We start from the raw sequence: 18193 nt of genomic DNA on the forward strand, positions 1-18193 counted from the left end.
AGATTTTCATTTCATGTCTATCGAGGAAAGACACTTGGTGAAAGAATCCTTGTTTGTCAAGGGAGATGATCATATGCCGCTTATCGAAAAAGAATTAACGCAACCTCTTTCATTATGTGACCAGAATGGCAGCTTGCTTCCCGAAGCGGTTGGCTGGTCCCGTTATCCGTTACATGACTGCCAATTTAGTGGGCATTGGCTTCGCCGGAAAAAATGGAATTTTTGGTTTATCACCGCGCCTGAATGTGCGATGTCGATTGCGATGGTCCATTTGGATTACGCTGGCATTGTCTTTGTCCATTTTATTGATCTAACGACAGGGGAGACCGCGGACAGTGCCGTTACGGTTCCTTTTGGTGCAGGGATTCGGCTTGGTGCCACTGTAGATGAGCCTTGCCATTTTGCGAGTCGCAAGCTCTCCGTCTCCTTTCACCCAGAAGCCAGCGGAACGAGCGTACAAGCGACTACCATCTGTCCCGGTGATAAGCTTCTCTCGCTCGACATCGTGATTGATCCGCCAGCCGAGTCCTTAAATGTGGTGATTCCGTGGAGTGCGGAGCGCTTTCAGTTCACATCGAAGCAAATGGCCCGGCCTGTGCACGGCACCATTTCCTATAACAGGAAAACCTATTTGCTTGATCAACAAAATACTTTTGCCAGTTTGGATTTTGGACGTGGCGTTTGGCCGTATCACACTCGCTGGAACTGGACGACCTGCTCTTTCCGTCACGCGGAAGGTGTTGCAGGCTTTAACTTTGGCAAAGGCTGGACGGACGGAACGGGTATGACGGAAAATGGCTTGATGATCGACGGTGTCCTCTACAAGCTGAGTGAACAAATGCGTTTTTCCTACGATCCTGAAAACCGGATGCTCCCTTGGACGCTTGCGAGCGAAGAATCGTCTGCTGTACGCCTTACCTTTACACCACTCTTTGCTCGAACCGAGCACAAAAATTTTGCGTTGGTGCGGACCACTCTGCATCAAGTAATCGGCCGATATGACGGGACACTCTCAACACCTGATGGAAAAACGATTATGGTACAAAACAAGATCGGAATCTGTGAAGAACAAAATGCCCGTTGGTAAAACAGGAGCGAGAAAAACTAAAAAACCTTTGTCATCGGACAAAGGTTTTTCTATAGGCAAACCATTTGTTGTTTTACAACATTTTCACGACAGCATCCCGCCCAATCATCCCAGCAGTAATCCCCTTCTCCTCCGCTGTCGTCGTCACGGACTCCAGCGGTGCATCCAGCAATTCCTGTATGGTCTTGACCCCCACCGCACGACCGGCAAGAATTTCTCTTGCTGCTAGCCTTTCGTTTAATAGCCCTACATCCAGCGCCCCACACATGATGTAGCCATGATCGGTCGTTACAGCCAATAGCGTCGTCTTGGGCAAACGAACGGTGACAGCAATAGCCGTCCCCTCTGGAAAGTGGATTGGCACTACCTCGACCATCAAGATTCCTCCCTTTTCTCTCCTGTCTGTTAGCGTTACCATCCTATGACATTAAGCAGAGAAAGGTGAGATTTGAATGAGGGAGCTCCCTGATCGAGTTTTAATGCACGATGCTTGTCGGAAAGTGCTCATCCTCCATCGCTACTTTCCGTTTCATGACTTCAATCATATACGTTGCGAGCATGTGAAACAGCTCTTCTTCGTCCATTTCCTCGACCAAGTCCAACAAATCATCCCGAGACTGCTCAGCGAGAATGCCGACGATAACCGCTGTAATATCCTCTTCATCGCCATTAAAATGTCCTCTGTACAGCTCGTATACCTCATCAATGAAGCGCATCGCTCGTCTCCTCCCGTTTTTCGATAGCATTCCCGAAAAAACGGTCTCTACGATTGGTTTTTTGACGCGGACGATATCTTTTCCCAACGAGGAAGAAACGCATTTTGCAGCATCTGCTGGTCCTTTATCGTGGTGGCGAGCACTTCACGTAGCATCTCGGGTAAGAAAAACGTAAGCTCCCTGCCGAGCAGCAAATCGGGAAACATACGATTGTACATAAACATATCGATCGTCCCGACTCGATACAGACGCTCGCGATCAAGCGGTTTCCCGTTGACTTCAATCTGGATAATTTGCGGCTCGTCATCCTCACTGTAGCGAATCTGCAATCCGTCCACGCACATCCATCCTTCTATTTTGCCGCGAAAACCGTAGCCTCGTAGCTCCCGCTGAACCATTTCCGGTTGAATCGCTTGCTCCAGAACAGTGGTGAGCTGTGCGCCTGTAATCGTGACCGCACAGGGATTGATCGGGTGGGGCATACTGTGCAGCAAATCGGCAAAAGACAAACTGCCCCGTGGCAAATCTGCAAGCAACAGCCCTCCATTTGCCATACCGATCTCAGCACCCGTCCATTTGCGAATACTCGCTGCGATGAAGGAACCATAGGGGGTCTCCTCCGTCCAGCCTATATGCAGGTCTTGCTCCAGTTGCGCAATCGGCTGAAACAAACGATTTTCTGCCCATACTTTTTCACTCTCAATGAACTGGCTCAATGATTCGTCTACCTGATACTGTTCTGTTTGAAAAAGCTCTGCACGCACGTCTTTGATGCCATTTTGAGTCCTGTCCCAGACGAGCTCCACATGACCGACATACTCGCCAAATTTCCCGGCTTGTGTGATCAAGGTCCCTCCTATGCGTTCTCCATGAGGCAGCGCCCGGTGAGAGTGTCCACCCAAAATGATATCCAGGCCATCGACTTCACTAGCCAGCACACAATCTGTCTGATAGCCGAGATGCGAAAGCAAAATGACAACATCCACTGCCGAGCGCAGCGCCGCAATCTGCTCACGCAAAATCGGGATCGGTTCCTTGATCTCCCATCCCATGCTTTGATAAGAGGGACCAAAAGGAATCGTCATTCCCAAGATCGCCAGCCGCAGCTCGCCTACGGTATGAATAGCGTATGGTACAGCCCAAGACGGAACAGAATTGGTTGTCGGTTCAAACAGATTGCCTGTAATGATCGTGAAGCGTGCATCTGTGTACAGTTCATCCAGCTTGTCTTTTGGGAGTGTGATGCCTTCGTTGTTTCCAATCGTCGCGTATTGAATCTCGCTTCGGTTCATAATCTCGACATTTGTTTTCCCAAAGCTCGCTTCCGATCGGATATCCATTCGATCCATATGGTCTCCAATATCGACCGTTAGCACATGCTCTCCCCTGCCCTCCCACTCTTCTCGGTGTATGCTCAGGCAGGTTGCAATTCGCGGCATCGTATCAAAATGGCTGTGCAAGTCATTTGTGTGCAAAATGTGTAAGGTACAGGTGTCAGCCACGACTTTCCCCTCCCTCTCGTCTCTTTATCCAAAAATCGCTTCTCCGATCATTTGTATGGCAATTCCCAATATCAAAACACGCAAAAACAGCACGATGGTGCGACCCTTCATTTTACTGGCAATAATCGCTCCGAGCTTTCCGCCCGCCCATGCTCCTGGTGCGAGCATCGCTGCATACAGCCAGTGTACGTTGTCGTGGAAGATATTCGTGATTGACCCAACCACCGCTGATAAAAAGATGACCAGCATGGACGTAGCCGTAGCAATGTGTGGCGGGAAGCGAAACAAAATCATCATGGCTGGAACCATCAGGATACCGCCACCCACGCCAAATAGCGAAGAGGTAATCCCGACAAAGAAGGCAATCGTAATCACGGACCATTTGCTATACCCGTACACGTATTCATTTCCTTCGTTGTCAACGAAGTGGCGTTGGACTTCCCACTTAATGCTGCGTGGCTTGATTTTGTCTTTGACCATCAATACGACAAACATGCAGAGCTGAAACAAGCCAAACAGCAGCGAAAAGCCCTCCACTGCTAGTAATGTATTAAGATACACGCCCACAATAGCACCTGGGGCACTCCCGATAAAAAAGAGCAGAGCACTCTGCTTATCTACTTTTTTTTGCTTGAGATAAGAAAGAGAAGAAGAAAGGGCGGTTACCGCAATCACGATTAGCGAAGTCGCCGCTGCTACTTGCGGGTTCATCGATCCAGGCATGTACCAGTTCGCAAAATAAAGCAGAGCAGGTACGAAAAAAATCCCTCCACCCAGACCCGCGATACTGCCAATGACACCAGCCACGACTCCAATGATGACAAACAAGATGGCAATTACTGCAAGCATGAAACTCCCCTTCTTTCTAGCTATGTGGAGAACAGGTCCATCTGACGAGGATTCAGACCAGTAGGTGCAAGGCCAAGCATCTCCGAAAACTGCTTCGCATTCGCTGCTGCATCTCCTCCAGAGTTATTGTTGAACAAAATGCAGACTTCATCCGCTTCCTGTTCGAGCAGTCTGATGTGTTCAACCCACTCTGCAAGCTCTGTCTCACTGTATCGATATAAATAACGGACATCTCGCCAATTTTGTCCCTCTCCGGGATCTCGCCAGCCCGCTTTGTTGCGCCCATGAAAGCGGACCAACGCCAAGGATGTCTTCGTCACGGCAGGAACAATCGGGACTGAGCCTTTCCCGACTTGCGGTTCGTCACATACGACATGTGTCGCTTCGATCTCGCGCAAGAAATCAAGCGTTCGCTCTGAATAGCGTGATTCAAACCAGCTTTGATGGCGAAACTCCACTGCAAACGGATACGCCTGCATGGCTTGGCGGCAAGCAGTCACATACTGGACATGCTCCCGGGTACAATCGAACCACGGCGGAAACTGAAACAGCAATGCTTTGAGCTTGCCAGCCTCTACGACGGGCTGAATGCTCTCCTCAAACTGGCGAAACAATTCCCGTCTGCTTCCCGAAGCGGTGTCCCCTCGTTGATGTCCCGTCATCCCTTGATGAGGCTTGACGATAAAGCCAAATCGTTCAGGTGTATCCTTCACCCACGATTCGTAATTTCGCTGTGGTAAAATAGCGTAAAAAGAACTATCCACCTCTACAATTGGAAAGTGGCTGGCATATACAGACAGCTTGTCTCGATTGCGCACACCTTGTACGTACAATTCGTGCTGATCTCCCCAGCCGCAAACTCCCACTTGTATCATAGTCATCGAATGCTAACCTCCAAATCATAGCCGAATAGAGAAGAAGGACGAAAGCCGAATGAAAAATCCCGCTTGGTTGGGCGACCCCTTTGCGATTAAGAATAACAAAATATTCCTGACGAAAAAAGTAGCGAAACGCCTCCTGGCCGAAGCACAAGAGGCGTTTCCTTATGAGTATTCTGCTTTACTCGCAGGTCATGGAGCAACGATTACTGCCTGTGTACCGATGCCAAACTCACCTGACAAGCATGTGTTCGCTTGGGATGGGACAACGTTTCTTCAAGCCTTGCAACACATCCGCAAGAACGATCTTCAATGGTTAGGTGTCTTGCATACACACCCCCATACACCGCCAATCCCTTCTGCACGCGACATTGCTGGCTGGCATTATCCCACGCTAAGCTATTGGATTGTGGGACTCGCATCCGCCCAGCCAGCATGGCGTGTCTATCAATGGGTTCAGGATGGAAATAGCGGGTCATTTGAAGCACGTGACTACACACTGACAGAAGCGGCTTGTGACGATGAGGAAACCACTGGTTCTTCTCCCCCAAAAAACTCTTGATACAAAGCAATCACAGCACGGTCTGCCTCTTTTGCCTTCACCCCAAACATCATGCTTACTTCCGATGAACCCTGATTGATCATTTCCAAATTGATTTTCGCAGTAGCCAACGCCGTTGTGGCTCTCGCCGTTGTCCCCACCGATTGACGCATACCCTCCCCGACGATCATGACGAGCGCAAGACTATGCTGAACAGCGACATCATCAGCGAACAGCTCCCGGCGAATGCGCTCTACAATCCGCTGTTCCTTCTCTTCCGTAAGATCGCGCTCACGCAGAATGACGGAAATGTTATCAATCCCAGATGGCGTATGCTCATACGAAAGCTCTTCCTCCTCCAAAATTTGCAGCAGCTTGCGACCAAAGCCAATTTCGCGGTTCATCAGATACTTACTGACGTAAATGCTGCAAAAGCCGCCGTCACTTGCAATCCCCGACACTCTGTTTGTAGCAGCTCCTCGCTCGGCCACAATCATCGTACCAGGTGCAGACGGATTGTTCGTATTCTTGATGCATACGGGTATATTTGCTTGATACGCGGGAATCAATGCTTCCTCGTGGAATACACTAAAACCGGAATAGGACAGCTCCCTCATCTCGCGGTACGTAATCTCTGTCACTTTTTTCGGATTGGCAATCAGGTTTGGATTGACCACATAAACAGAGTCCACATCGGTAAAATTCTCGTAGACCTCTGCCTGAACTGCCGCAGCCAGAATCGAGCCCGTAATATCCGAGCCACCTCGTGAAAAAGTAACCAGATCACCGGCGCGCGAATAACCGAAGAAGCCAGGGAAAATGACGATTCCCTCGCGCTCTCGCAATGTCGCCAATTTGGCATACGCTTCAGGGAGGATATGCGCATTGCTTGCTTCATCCGTAACCAGCATTCCTGCATCCTTTGGATTGATGTACGTCGCTACCTCCCCCAAGCTCTGCAAATAACGAGCAACAACCTTGGCGCATGTATCCTCTCCAGCAGCTTTGACTGCATCCATGAATCTTTCCGCGGACAAGCCCGCCTTGTTTGCGAGAACTTCTTCGAGCTCCGCTTCGATTGCTTGACCGATCTCGGCAGAAAGCCCGAGATCTGCCACAATCTCCCGATAGCGCAAGAAAATGGCTTGTTTCGCTTCCTCTGTCGGCTCCCCAGCCAAAGATCGCTCCGCATAGGCAATTAACAAATCAGTAACCTTCGTGTCTTCCTTGTTCCGTTTCCCCGGTGCCGATACAACAATAAATCGTCTGTCCCGATCCGCCATAACAATTTGACATACTTTTTTTATTTGCTCAGCATTCGCCAGAGAAGTTCCCCCAAATTTTGCTACCTTCATGATTGATTCCTCCACCCAACTCTCACGTCTTATGTTCTTACTAGCTTAATTTATCCACACAAAAAGAACAAGTGTCTTTTCCGCGTAGACACACAGGAATATTCATCAAGATTTGTCGCATAGTAACGATGAGTACATCATCACGTACAGCCACCTAGCACGAAAGTCTCTGCAACGAGGTGAACGAATGAAAAAGCATATCCTCTTTTTCCCCCTTTTGCTAGCTGTCATTCTGGCTCCTTCCTTCAACGAGACAGCCAATGCCATTCGGGGAAAAAATCGCGAGTATTACGAAACAAGAGGAGATATCGTTTGGGAAGTACCGACAGAGAGCAAGGTGATTGCCCTTACCTTTGACGATGGTCCAGATCAGGTATACACTCCTCAGATCGCGGCGCTTTTGAAGCAGTATCAAGCGAAATCCACCTTTTTTGTCGTAGGCAATCGTGTGAGCGAGTACCCGGAAATCGTCAAATCTCTCGCGAATGATCAACATGAGATTGCCAATCACACTTACAGTCATCCAGATATTCGAAAGCTGTCAGCGAAACGACTGTTAGAAGAGGTGCAAAAAACGCAGGAGACGATTTATTCGGCAACAGGGGTTCGTCCCACCCTCTTTCGTCCACCGGGGGGATATTATGACGAAACCGTCGTCGATACAGCCAAGCAAGCTGGTTTTCTCGTGATCATGTGGTCCTGGCATCAAGATACACGTGATTGGAGTGACCCCGGTGTTAAAAAAATCGTCAACAAGGTTTTGAACAACGCTCGGAATGGAGACATCGTGCTATTTCATGATTACGGAGGCAATCGAAGACAGACCGTACAAGCCCTCGAGCAAATATTGCCTGAACTGAAAAATAGAGGATATAAATTCGTCACGGTCAGCGATTTGTTGAGAGGATACGGACGTGCGAAGCAGGTAGACTATCCTTAATGTTTTCCAATGAAAAAGTGCCCCTCGCAATAAGGGGCACTTCTTCTCTGATCGATTTGATTATTTCGTTTCGTTCTCCGAAGTAGAATCCGTCTCTACCTGAACTTTTACAGGTACAGGCTGTTGCTTCGTAGGCACGGTATCATCCTTTTTCATAAAATCTGCGATCATTTTGTTCATATCCAATCCGGATACGTCTTTCAGCATCTCAGGAAGTTGGGCCATCAGCTTCGTAACATTCCCGCTCAGACGATTGACGCCATCTCCCTGACCGCCTCCCGCATCCACGATCGTTACTTTATCGATCGCCTTCATAGGCTCGGCAATTTTCTCAGCCAGCTCAGGGAGCATTTTCGCAATAATATCGAGGACAGCCGCATGGCCGAATTTTTCAAATGCTTCAGCCAGCTTCTCTTTCCCTTCTGCTTCGGCTTCGAGCTTGAGTCGCGTGACTTCTGCCTCAGCGGTACCGCGGGCTTTTTCAGCCTCGGCAATCGCCAACCCCTCCAGACGCTTCTGCTCGGCATTTGCTTTTGCCTCAGCTTCGATGCGGTACTTGATCGCGTCTGCTTCTCTCAGCTTCTTCGCTTTTTCCGCTTCTGCCGCCTGTTCCACTGAGTAGCGGTCGGCGTCCGCCTTTTTCTTCACTTCCGCATCATATTGCTTTTCGCGACGAAGAATTTCTTTTTCCTCCAGCTCGATTTCCTTCTGCTTGCGGACGAGATCAATCTTCATCTCTTCTTCTGTAACCTGCTGCTTGGCGACAGCTTCTTGCAGCTTGTAGGCTTGGTCTGCGCTCGCCTTCGCTTTGTCCTGCTCTTGCTTAAACGCCGCTACCTTCAGCTCTTTTTCCTTTTCAGCTTCGGCAATGTTCGTTTCCTTCAGAAGCTCTGCCTTGCGTGCCTCTTCCTCTGCCTGTGCCTGCTTGATCCGCGCTTCTTTGTCCGCATCAGCCTGTGAGATGGTCGCATCGCGCTTCACCGCAGCGATTTGCGGTATTCCAAGCGCAGCTAAATAGCCGTTTTTGTCCCGGACATCCTTGATCGTGAAGCTGACAACGGACAGCCCCATTTTTTTCAAATCCTTTGTTGCTACTGATTGCACCTCTTGTGCAAATCGCTCACGGTTTTTGTAAATTTCCTCTACCGTCATACTGCCGAGGATTGCCCGCAAATAGCCTTCGAGTACCTCCTGTGCTTCTGTGCGCAGCGCCTCGTCACTCTTGCCCATAAATTGCTCGGATGCGGTCGCGATATCTTCAATCGAGCCGCCTACCTTGATGATCGCTACGCCATCTGCCATGACAGGAACGCCCTGTTCCGTATACACCTCAGGAGTCGATACGTCCAGCTTATGAGACAGAAGACTCAGAAAGTTTGCTTGTTGAAAAATAGGGAGGATAAATGCGCCGCCTCCGCGGACGATCTTCATCTTGCGCCCGGATTCGTCACTGAGTACGTTTTTCGAGCCAAGATAGCTACCCGTCACGATCATGGCTTCATCTGCACCCACTGTTTTGTAACGGGCCCAAAAGGCAATACCTAAAACGAGAAAGACTCCGACGACAACACCTACTATCGTCAAAATGCCAGGATCTAACATCATTTCTCATCTCCTTCGCCAGATTCAGTGTAAAAGGGGGTCACATACAAGACATGGTCACGGACCTCGACTACGACGACACGGGCTCCTTGCGGGATAATTTGGCCCTCAAGACTCGCTGCCATATGGTAAGTGGTTCCACTAATCATCGGCAGCAGTACCTCTCCCAGGCCTTCTGCAGGGATCGTCGTCCCGACTTCCCCCAGCTTCCCTCCTAATTGACTCATGGAATAGCTCGTGGAATTTTCCGCATGGCTCATCGGCTTTACCCACAGGAAGTAAGAAACAAGAGCCAAAGCGATACCAATGACAGCTGCCAGCATCAACACGACAAACGTACCGAGAGAAGTGTACCGAGATAACAGATACCCCGCTCCGCCAAAAGCAGTCATGCCGCTGACCAACAAAATGGGCTGTGCAAAAGGCAGATGCAGATGTCCCAGCCAATCCGAGAGCGCATCGCCAAACAACAGTGAGATGAGCGTGTAGAGTAGACCAAGTACAAGGCAGACTATGTAGACGGTTTCAAGTACGCCCACGACTGTCCCCCCTTTCTAAAATTGCCTCTATAGTGCATACGAGTGAGGTGGAAAATAGTTTCATAAATAAGGAATTAATCCCTTTTCTTATCACTTTTTCTGCTGAAGGACTCTTTGGATGCGTCGAACTCCTTCCTCGATGTTCGCCAGGCATTCCCACGAATAGGTCAGGCGCAGCCACCCCGCTTCCGCTCCATAGACACTGCCGGGTGTAAAGACAACACCCTCTCTGATCGCATCATCCAGCAATTCTTTTTCGTCCCTGGGAACGAGCAACCGACACCAAATATGATAGCTGCCACCCGGCTCATTCCATACCGCATAATCGGAGAGATGATTGTGCATAGCGCGTACCATCGTTTGTTGTTGCTCCAACAAGTAACGAGACATCCGCTCCTGCTGACTGTTCCAGCTCTTTCGCTCAACAAATGGCCGGGCGAATTGCTGGGAGACGCTGCTCGTGCCAAAGTCCATTTGCTGCTTGGCATCGGCTAGTCTTTCTACGACAGATCTTGGTCCCACCAGCCAGCCAATTCGCAAGCCTGGCGCAATCGTTTTCGAAAGACTCCCGACGTACAGAACAGCCCCCGTCTTATCGATGGCTTTGATCGGCTTGGGCGGTTTAGGGCTTCCTGCCAGTGTAAGTGCGCCGTAAGCGTCGTCCTCCACGAGTGGCAGGCGCAGCTCCTGACAAATATCGAGCAACTCGGATCGCCGTGCCTTGCTTAAAATCGTCCCGGTTGGATTATGATAGGTCGGGTTCGCGAAAACCATGCGAATACGATGCTCCCGATGCAATTCGTAGACAGCCTCGGGTACAATTCCGTTCTCATCCATCGGCAAGCGAAATAAACGCAGGCCAGCTGAACTGAATAAGGGCAAGGAATACGAATAAGAGGGTCCCTCCATTGCGATTGCATCTCCGGGATTCAAGAGACACAGTGTAATGAGATGCAATGCCTGCTGCGCCCCTGACGTCACTAAAATTTCATCGGGGGAAGCGTGAATGCCGTAGTTTTCTTGCAGATGTACAGCCAGTGCCTCACGCAGACGTGGCTCCCCCTTTGGATGCGCGTAGCCCAGCTCAAGCCTGATCTCGTTTTCTTCCCCCGGCGTCGTTGGTATCAAAGACGGGATCATCGTCGTTGCCAATTCTGCCTTTGCCAGATTGATGATCGAGGTATCGAAGCACGCATCCTGAATGCGTTTCGCGAGTGGATAGGCTGGCAAGAATGCCCCGCCATTCGTGTAGGTGTACCAGTTTGGCATTTGTTTGACGCCCCACAGATCACGACTGACCCAAGTCCCGCTCCCTTGCCACGATTGTAAAATACCTTTTGCCCGCAATTCTTCGTACGCTGCCGATACCGTCCCGCGATTGACGCCAAAGCGTCGTGCCAACACTCTTTCCGGCGGCAGAGATGTACCCGGGGACAGCACTCCTAGCACAATCTGTCGTTCCAGCTCTTTGGCGATTTGTATATAGATCGGAACTCCCGCATCTTTGTCCGGCTTCCATTCCATCCTGATCCGTCCTCCACACTTCCTGTTTTCATTTTCCTCCCTTTCGACAAATTGGCTTACTGCTCCTGCTGCCAATTGGCTCTACCGTTTATACTCGGTCGCCTCTAAGATGAAACAACACAAACTTTTAATCGATAAAGGATGGGATTCGGATGAGCACACAGCTTCCTATCGAGAAGCAAGTCCTACAAAAAGAGCAGCCAATCACTCCTGACCAGCTGCATATAGAGAAAATGGGCTTGCTGTATGGCTTCATCGGGGTGCTCAGCTTCAGCTTGACCTTGCCTGTAACGAAGATGGTTGTTACCGTACTCTCTCCTCTCTCGGCAGGGCTGGGACGAGCGTTGATCGCTGCTGTACTGGCTGCTTTGGTGCTCCTACTAAAACGAGTACCGTTTCCTACCTGGCAAGAGACCAAGAAGCTGTTTCTCGTATCCGCCGGAGTAGTAGCAGGCTTCCCGTTTTTCTCGTCGTGGGCGATGGAGAGAGTGCCCGCTACGCATGGTGCAGTCATCATCGCATTATTGCCATTGGCCACAGCAGGCGCAGCAATATTTTTTTCAGGAGAACGCCCCACCCGGAAGTATTGGACTTCGAGTGTGATCGCCTGTGTGACGATTATCGCCTACGCGATCAGTTCTGGATTGGGTGCTCTCCAATGGGCGGATCTCGCCTTGCTCGGGGCTGTCATCAGTGCGGCTATCGGATACGCTGTCGGCGGTGAGCTCTCCAAGACAATGGGTGGTTGGCAGGTCATCAGTTGGTCGTTGATCTTTGCCTTTCCGTTTCTCGTCGTTCCGCTCACAGGTCCTCTGCTCACTGACTTAAAACAAGCCACTTGGCCTGTCTGGCTCGGTTTTGGCTATATTAGCGTGATCAGTATGTTTCTCGGCTTTTTCGCCTGGTATCACGGCCTGGCAATCGGCGGCGTCTCCAAGGTCAGTCAAATTCAATACCTTCAACCCTTTTTATCGATCATCGCAGCCTGGCTCCTCCTGTCAGAGCCATTGACACTCGGCGCTGTTCTCTCCGCTGTCATCGTCGTGTTTGCTGTCGCAAAAGGAAGAAAAGCTTCCGTACAGCAAAAAGCGTAAGAAAAGAAACACCGCTCCTCTTCACTAGGAAAAGGGCGGTGTCTCTTGTTTTTATTCTGCTCTGCTCAACATATTTCCCAAGTACATCGGTTGATAAGTGGGATCAGACAAGACTTGCTTGACTTGATCCGGACGTGTTTTGTGGTCGTTCGGCAGTTGTTTCCATTCGTCTAGCGTGACCCAGCCAGCCCATTCGATTTCTTCATCGACGATACCACCCGGCGTTGGGTTTGTCTCTTCACCGACGAGCTTCGCCAGAACTCCTACTCCGACTGTATGCTTTCCGTTCCCTTCCTGATCGATCCGATCGTCTATCCAGATCAATCGCTCCATTTCCACGAGGAGTCCGGTCTCTTCCATCACTTCTCTTTTCGCCGCGTCTGGAATCGCCTCTAAATATTCTACGATTCCACCTGGCAGGTTGTAAAAGATGCCTCGTTGTGTCTGCTCACGGATGAGGAGGACTTTCCCTTCGTGTTCAACTACTACGGTGACTCTCAAGCGAATCGCTGACATTTCGCTCGCTCCCTTCTCAGATGGCAGGCGTACGCGTAACATTCAGGGAATCGACACCGGAGTGCGCTAACCATTCCTGCAATGCCATAAGTCCATATTGTTCCAAAAACTTTGCTTCAGAATCCGCGATGGCATGAAGCATCATGAACCTGATTACGTCCTTGCCGTTTGTATAATATTCAAGTCCAGCCTCTTCATAATAGGCAGGGGTCAGTACCATATGATTCAAAACCGATTTTTCCACGATTGTATCCCCGAGCGAAAAGACGCTCCCAGACTCCAAACGGGTAGATTGACTCTCCCACTGACGAATTACCTGGGCTGCTATTTTTGCCAAATGCGTGATCATTCTCTGTTCAAACTGATAGGAATAGGCGAGGTACTCTGTAGCCCCCATCTCGTGCAGCTCAAGCGTGGCGTACGTCCACCATCCTCGCTTGCGCGTAGCCGGATAGACAGCAATCAGGATATCCGCATCCTCGGATTGATACAGATCACCTTGACTCCCAAAAAAGCGGTGGCAATGATCCATTAATTGCTTTACCACTATCATATGTGCAACCCCGCTCCAGTAAGTATGAAAACCTTTACAGCTACCTATTCAAAGAAGACAACAGCGCATTTGAAAAAGGTTGGTACTCGCCCGAAAAAAGCATGCCTGGATATGTAGGCATACTTCGTTGATGGGTAGGCAGCGTTATCTTTGTATATACGAACATTTTATCATTGTGCGGGGTGAATGTACATGTTTGAACACGCACAAAAAAGCCCCCGGTTATCCCGAGGGCCTAGTTCTTGTTTATTTCGTTACTTTCACCAAAACTGTCATGCTTTTTCCTTGGTACTTCACCTTGAGCTTCGTTGCCATCGGCGTAAAACTCATACAGCTTAAAGTAGAATGTCTATTCATTCGTCGTCTAACTAAAGTTAATGGCAAGTAACCAATATTCCCCATTTACGTAATAAAACGTGAAGGAGTGAATTCCGCATGTCCGACTTCGTATCAATCCTACTGATAGCACTGCCCCTACTTAGTTGGGGGTTTATCGTAAATTCCCAGTCCCTTCGTAAAAGATGGCTGTATGTATTGTTCACATTCATCATTTTTTGGGGGATTGTCGGATTAGATTATTACTTTGACCCTCCACCTCCTCACGATGAGTAATTATGAACTACGGTGATAATTCTCTTATATATCAACTTGAATACAGGGAGTCATTTATCTATGAAATTATTTTTGAAGCTCACAATGGGCATTTTAGCAACTGGCTGGTTCTTTCTTCTTTGGTGTAAGCAAATGCTTCTTGCAAGTGACATTCCAGTAACAATTTCATTCGATGAAATGCAAGATTTCCTTCAGATACATTGATAAGCTGTGTAAGTCTTATTGGATGTTTGCTTATCTTTTTATACTCAATAGTAAGACAGCGTCATAAGTGAAACCGACTCGATCATTACAACTTTGACATGGTATGATTTAGGAAACGCTTTTGAAGGTGTTCCCGTGTTTAAAAAGCTTCAGGAATACACTTACATCGCAGTTATGTCCATTGCGTTTGTCATCGATTGGATAGCTTCATAGAAGGATTTCTTTTGCCCGATCTCATGGTCGGGTTTTCATTTTTTCCTCGCTGTGCTTGATCCACTATATTAATAAAAAATACGTATCTGAACGAATCAGACACGTATTTACACGTTACAAAACAATTATCCGATAGAATCTTCTACCTCGAACTTTCATGCTTCGATCAAATGTTTTCATTCTTCAACGAGGTAACGATACTGTATTCTTTGTATTTTCTATTTGCATAAAAGATCGTCGTCCCCACAATAAAAAACACACCTACTCCTGCAATGATAAGATCAGCCCAAGGCACCGTAAAAGCGAATGCAAAATTACGGCTAAGGCTCTTGTAGATGAAAAACATTACGCATAAACTAATTGGCAAACCGTAAATAAGCGACTTCATTCCATAAAAGAATCCTTCGAAGCGTAGCATTTTCTTCATGCCCTTTGGCGTCATACCAATGGAAGCCAACATCGCAAATTCACGTTTTCTCAAGGCCATCCCTGTCGAAATCGTGTTGATAATATTTGCCATACAAATGAGCCCGATGAGAACCACAAACCCATAAAGGAATACGGATGTGACTGTGGCGCGATTCATTGCATCCTGACGCTCCTCAATCAGATTGTTCGTATAGACATGTACATCTGGATATTTGTTAATAATCGGGTTTATTTCATTTTCCAATGCCGCAGACTGCTCTGTTGTAAATTGAACCTCGCTGGTAACTTGCTCAGACAGCATAGCGTTACCTCGTTCTCGGAACTTGTCAAAGCCTCGTTCAGAAACAACAAATGTAACCGTAAAAGCATATTCCTGGTATCGTAGCATAAAAGGTGGACGTTTATCCGTGATAGAAGCAATTCGGACTTTAGCTCCTTCATTCAAAGTGAGAGGTAGTTCTGATCCCTCTTGGACTGTTAGTTGAGAGATATCTGTAAAATTATGTTCTTCCTTCAAGGTGAACCGATTGACAAGTATGGCAGAAATCTCGTCACCTTCCAATTTCTTTGCATCAATCCCCGCGGATTGCAGGTACGCTGCAAAAGAGGCCTCATCAAGAGAAACAATGTCTGCAGACATGAAGTATTTCCCATCAGGATTAAGAGTATGGCGACTGGAGATGTCTGTGGTAACCTCGTTTTCGTTGAGGATTAGATCCGCACCGATAAGTTGGGTCTTCACTTTTGTTGTTGCGTTCTTGACTGACATCAATTCATTTGTTAATGACCTTACCCTTTCGAGATCGGCTCCCCTTGCGTTTACTGACAAATCATAGGGTAGCGGTGCTTGTGCCATATTATAGGACTTATCCATATACAACGAAAAAGAAGAAGCTGCTAGGTACAGGATGACACTGATCGCAAGAGAAAAGACAGTTGAGCGATAGTGATGTTTATTCCTTTTCAGATTTTTTAATCCTAGTTCCGCTTCAAATCCAAACAACCTCCTGGTCATTTTGGATGTACGAACATCTTTTCCTTTTATCTCGATATCCTTTGTCTGGCGGATCGCAGTTATCGGTGTAATTTTCGATGCCCTCACTGCTGGTAACCATGCAGAAATGAGCAATGTCAAAATGGAAAACAAAACGACCGCAATCATACTGTACGGCTCTATTACCAATCGTATCGGCTCACTAACGAAAAGCATTTTTTGAATGAATGGACTGAGCAAATGGAAAGTAACACCAATGCCAATGGACCCAAAAAACAACCCAGCTGGAATCGCTATGACCCCGATCACAGCAGCTTCAAAAAATACGGAAGCCCTTTTTTGTTGTTTGGTTGCCCCTACGCTAGATAACATCCCTAAAGTGCGACTACGCTCTGAAAGCGAGATCGCAAACGCGTTGTAGATGAGTGAGACAGATCCAATCAGAATGATAATTCCAACGGAAAGAACTGCCAGGTACATCGTGTTAAGAAAGTGGGAATCGTTCGAAATCCCGGAATAAAGCAACAGGTCCCGATTATACTTGATTTTTACTCCATTCGATTTAACTTGATCGTTTACTCCGCTTACCTTACTAGCAATCGCGTCACTCGTTTCGTAAATGTTATTCCCTAAACCTTTAAAATCCTTATATTCAACACTTACCGTGTAGGGAGAACCCTTCTCTAAATCCCCCTCGGAAAGACCACTAAATGCACGGTATGCAGCCATTACTTCCTGCTCTTTATCTGGTGCTTGAACAATCCCGGTAATCGTGTATGTTTTCGTCTTTGTAGGCGTAAAGACTTCCTTTGATTGGTAAACATCATTGTTGCCCAACGTCTCGATCTGCCCATCTACATTCAAGCTACGATCACCAAAATTTAAAGTGATTACATCTCCAACCTTCAGGCTTACACCGGCGGTTCGAAGATACTCCGATGAAAGTGCCAGTTCGTTTTCATTCTGAGGCAACCGCCCCTCAATTAGGCTCACCCCTACTACATCGTGATTACTGTGTCCCGTAATATACAAATAGGGCTTGACGCTGTTTGGAGAGTTAGAAAGTCGTGCAAATCCGAGTCTCTGGTCAATATCGTATCTTTCAATGGCTTCCGTATTTGTAATAACCGCAACATCTTCTCCTGTAACATTGAGAAAAGCTGCCTGCCATTTACCAGAGTAGGTAATCGCGTTTCTTTGCATCATATCCATGAAAGAACTACTAATCGAAAATACTGCTGTAAGCATTGCGACAGAAATGACAACCCCAATGATTGTCACAAGGGTACGGCTCCTATTCTTCTTCATATAACGTAAGGTGAGCTGATTTACGATATTCATCGCCGGATCACCTCATCTCTAGAAATCCTGCCATCTGAAATGCCAATAATACGGTCCGCTTGCAAGGCAATGTTTTCGTCATGTGTAATAACAATCAAAGTTTGATGGCGTTCTTTGTGTAATTTTTTCAAGAGCTTCACAATCTCAGCACTGTTTTTGCTGTCCAGATTCCCCGTAGGCTCGTCAGCCAATACAATGGCGGGACTGCTAATCAAGGCACGGCCAATAGACGCACGCTGCTGCTGTCCTCCAGAAAGCTGGTTTGGCAGATGCTTTAATCGCTGTTGAAGGCCTAGAGTCTCTACAATACTGGAAAAGATATCTTGATTTACTTCTCTACCGTCCAACAGCAATGGTAGGGTAATATTTTCTTCCACAGTAAGGACAGGGATCAAATTGTAGAATTGATAGATAAGCCCAATCTGTCTGCGTCTGAAGATGGCCAGTGCCGTTTCATCCATCGCGTACATATCCGTTTGGTCAACGATCACTTTACCGGATGTGGGCGTATCAACGCCCCCCAGAATATGCAAAAGGGTAGACTTACCTGAACCAGAAGGTCCAATGATCGCCACAAACTCCCCCTTTTGTACGGAAAATGAGATATCGTTCAGTGCAGTAACAGCTGTTTCGCCATCACCGTACGTTTTTGACAGGTTCTCTACTCGCAAAATCTCCATCATGATCCTCCCAGATAAATTATT

General features: G+C 48.0%; 17 protein-coding genes. 4 read left to right on the top strand and 13 right to left on the bottom strand.

The features are described 5' to 3' along the window. The first annotated feature begins 37 nt into the window (after positions 1-37). Positions 38-1087 (top strand): DUF2804 domain-containing protein, encoded by a 1050-nt coding sequence (locus HPY31_RS14105; RefSeq protein WP_371811709.1) that lies wholly within the window; start codon positions 38-40, stop codon positions 1085-1087. A 73-nt stretch (positions 1088-1160) separates the two neighbouring features. Here the strand turns inward: HPY31_RS14105 and HPY31_RS14110 are convergent, their stop codons facing one another. The 5 genes from HPY31_RS14110 to HPY31_RS14130 form a co-directional block, all read right to left on the bottom strand. Further along, complete coding sequence (locus HPY31_RS14110) at positions 1161-1463, bottom strand: YunC family protein (protein ID WP_007715663.1); 303 nt, start codon at positions 1461-1463, stop codon at positions 1161-1163. A gap of 100 nt (positions 1464-1563) precedes the next feature. Then, entirely contained in the window at positions 1564-1803 is a 240-nt protein-coding gene (locus HPY31_RS14115) for a DUF6154 family protein (RefSeq protein ID WP_172141236.1), read from the bottom strand. A gap of 47 nt (positions 1804-1850) precedes the next feature. After that, positions 1851-3305, bottom strand: coding sequence for a bifunctional metallophosphatase/5'-nucleotidase (locus HPY31_RS14120; protein ID WP_172141237.1), 1455 nt, complete (start codon positions 3303-3305; stop codon positions 1851-1853). A 24-nt stretch (positions 3306-3329) separates the two neighbouring features. Continuing rightward, on the bottom strand, positions 3330-4154 hold the full coding sequence (locus HPY31_RS14125) for a sulfite exporter TauE/SafE family protein (protein WP_142497057.1): 825 nt from the start codon (positions 4152-4154) through the stop codon (positions 3330-3332). Positions 4155-4174: 20 nt separating this feature from the next. Further along, on the bottom strand, positions 4175-5035 hold the full coding sequence (locus HPY31_RS14130) for a DUF72 domain-containing protein (protein WP_172141238.1): 861 nt from the start codon (positions 5033-5035) through the stop codon (positions 4175-4177). Between the two features lie 52 nt (positions 5036-5087). Between HPY31_RS14130 and HPY31_RS14135 the strand changes: the two genes are divergently transcribed. Beyond that, entirely contained in the window at positions 5088-5594 is a 507-nt protein-coding gene (locus tag HPY31_RS14135; RefSeq protein WP_172141239.1) for a M67 family metallopeptidase, read from the top strand. On the opposite strand, the gene HPY31_RS14140 is transcribed toward HPY31_RS14135, so the two are convergent. Further along, positions 5525-6928: an aspartate kinase gene (locus HPY31_RS14140; protein ID WP_172141240.1), complete on the bottom strand. Its 1404-nt coding sequence runs from the start codon at positions 6926-6928 to the stop codon at positions 5525-5527. The two genes, HPY31_RS14135 and HPY31_RS14140, sit on opposite strands and share 70 nt — an antisense overlap. Before the next feature lie 187 nt (positions 6929-7115). On the opposite strand from HPY31_RS14140, the gene HPY31_RS14145 reads away from it, so the two are divergent. After that, entirely contained in the window at positions 7116-7868 is a 753-nt protein-coding gene (locus HPY31_RS14145; RefSeq protein ID WP_172141241.1) for a polysaccharide deacetylase family protein, read from the top strand. 60 nt (positions 7869-7928) lie between these two features. Here the strand turns inward: HPY31_RS14145 and HPY31_RS14150 are convergent, their stop codons facing one another. The 3 genes from HPY31_RS14150 to HPY31_RS14160 all read right to left on the bottom strand — a co-directional run bounded on the left by HPY31_RS14150 (position 7929) and on the right by HPY31_RS14160 (position 11533). Next, positions 7929-9470, bottom strand: a complete 1542-nt coding sequence (locus tag HPY31_RS14150) for a flotillin lipid rafts scaffold protein FloT (protein WP_172141396.1) — start codon at positions 9468-9470, stop codon at positions 7929-7931. Further along, positions 9470-10009, bottom strand: coding sequence for an NfeD family membrane protein (locus tag HPY31_RS14155; protein WP_172141242.1), 540 nt, complete (start codon positions 10007-10009; stop codon positions 9470-9472). Before HPY31_RS14155 ends, HPY31_RS14150 begins: the two co-directional genes overlap by 1 nt. Before the next feature lie 90 nt (positions 10010-10099). After that, positions 10100-11533 carry an aminotransferase-like domain-containing protein gene (locus HPY31_RS14160; protein WP_172141243.1) on the bottom strand — a complete coding sequence of 478 codons (1434 nt, stop codon included), beginning with the start codon at positions 11531-11533 and terminating at the stop codon, positions 10100-10102. 152 nt (positions 11534-11685) lie between these two features. Here HPY31_RS14160 and HPY31_RS14165 point away from each other — a divergent pair, with 152 nt between their 5' ends. Then, the gene (locus HPY31_RS14165) at positions 11686-12627 is read left to right on the top strand and encodes a DMT family transporter (RefSeq protein WP_172141244.1); all 942 of its coding nucleotides are present in this window, start codon (positions 11686-11688) and stop codon (positions 12625-12627) included. Positions 12628-12678: 51 nt separating this feature from the next. On the opposite strand, the gene HPY31_RS14170 is transcribed toward HPY31_RS14165, so the two are convergent. From HPY31_RS14170 to HPY31_RS14185, 4 genes are all read right to left on the bottom strand, one after another. Then, positions 12679-13185, bottom strand: coding sequence for an NUDIX domain-containing protein (locus HPY31_RS14170; protein ID WP_015893083.1), 507 nt, complete (start codon positions 13183-13185; stop codon positions 12679-12681). After that, a complete protein-coding gene (locus HPY31_RS14175; protein ID WP_172141245.1) occupies positions 13160-13696 on the bottom strand; it encodes a suppressor of fused domain protein in 537 nt (178 codons plus the stop codon). The genes HPY31_RS14170 and HPY31_RS14175 overlap by 26 nt, the downstream gene beginning before the upstream one ends. Before the next feature lie 1195 nt (positions 13697-14891). Next, positions 14892-17489, bottom strand: a complete 2598-nt coding sequence (locus tag HPY31_RS14180; protein WP_172141246.1) for an ABC transporter permease — start codon at positions 17487-17489, stop codon at positions 14892-14894. Then, entirely contained in the window at positions 17486-18169 is a 684-nt protein-coding gene (locus tag HPY31_RS14185; RefSeq protein WP_172141397.1) for an ABC transporter ATP-binding protein, read from the bottom strand. The genes HPY31_RS14180 and HPY31_RS14185 overlap by 4 nt, the downstream gene beginning before the upstream one ends. Between the last annotated feature and the right edge of the window lie 24 nt (positions 18170-18193).

Source organism: Brevibacillus sp. HB1.3 (assembly GCF_013186635.1).
Lineage (GTDB): Bacteria > Bacillota > Bacilli > Brevibacillales > Brevibacillaceae > Brevibacillus > Brevibacillus brevis_D.

Excerpts from the sequence above, each read along its gene's own strand:
- HPY31_RS14180 (WP_172141246.1), bottom strand. The coding sequence starts at position 17,489 with ATGAATATCGTAAATCAGCTCACCTTACGTTATATGAAGAAGAATAGG.
- HPY31_RS14140 (WP_172141240.1), bottom strand. The coding sequence starts at position 6,928 with ATGAAGGTAGCAAAATTTGGGGGAACTTCTCTGGCGAATGCTGAGCAA.
- HPY31_RS14110 (WP_007715663.1), bottom strand. The coding sequence starts at position 1,463 with ATGGTCGAGGTAGTGCCAATCCACTTTCCAGAGGGGACGGCTATTGCT.
- HPY31_RS14130 (WP_172141238.1), bottom strand. The coding sequence starts at position 5,035 with ATGACTATGATACAAGTGGGAGTTTGCGGCTGGGGAGATCAGCACGAA.
- HPY31_RS14150 (WP_172141396.1), bottom strand. The coding sequence starts at position 9,470 with ATGTTAGATCCTGGCATTTTGACGATAGTAGGTGTTGTCGTCGGAGTC.
- HPY31_RS14165 (WP_172141244.1), top strand. The coding sequence starts at position 11,686 with ATGAGCACACAGCTTCCTATCGAGAAGCAAGTCCTACAAAAAGAGCAG.
- HPY31_RS14170 (WP_015893083.1), bottom strand. The coding sequence starts at position 13,185 with ATGTTACGCGTACGCCTGCCATCTGAGAAGGGAGCGAGCGAAATGTCA.
- HPY31_RS14160 (WP_172141243.1), bottom strand. The coding sequence starts at position 11,533 with ATGGAATGGAAGCCGGACAAAGATGCGGGAGTTCCGATCTATATACAA.
- HPY31_RS14125 (WP_142497057.1), bottom strand. The coding sequence starts at position 4,154 with ATGCTTGCAGTAATTGCCATCTTGTTTGTCATCATTGGAGTCGTGGCT.
- HPY31_RS14145 (WP_172141241.1), top strand. The coding sequence starts at position 7,116 with ATGAAAAAGCATATCCTCTTTTTCCCCCTTTTGCTAGCTGTCATTCTG.
- HPY31_RS14115 (WP_172141236.1), bottom strand. The coding sequence starts at position 1,803 with ATGCGCTTCATTGATGAGGTATACGAGCTGTACAGAGGACATTTTAAT.
- HPY31_RS14175 (WP_172141245.1), bottom strand. The coding sequence starts at position 13,696 with ATGATAGTGGTAAAGCAATTAATGGATCATTGCCACCGCTTTTTTGGG.
- HPY31_RS14185 (WP_172141397.1), bottom strand. The coding sequence starts at position 18,169 with ATGGAGATTTTGCGAGTAGAGAACCTGTCAAAAACGTACGGTGATGGC.
- HPY31_RS14135 (WP_172141239.1), top strand. The coding sequence starts at position 5,088 with ATGAAAAATCCCGCTTGGTTGGGCGACCCCTTTGCGATTAAGAATAAC.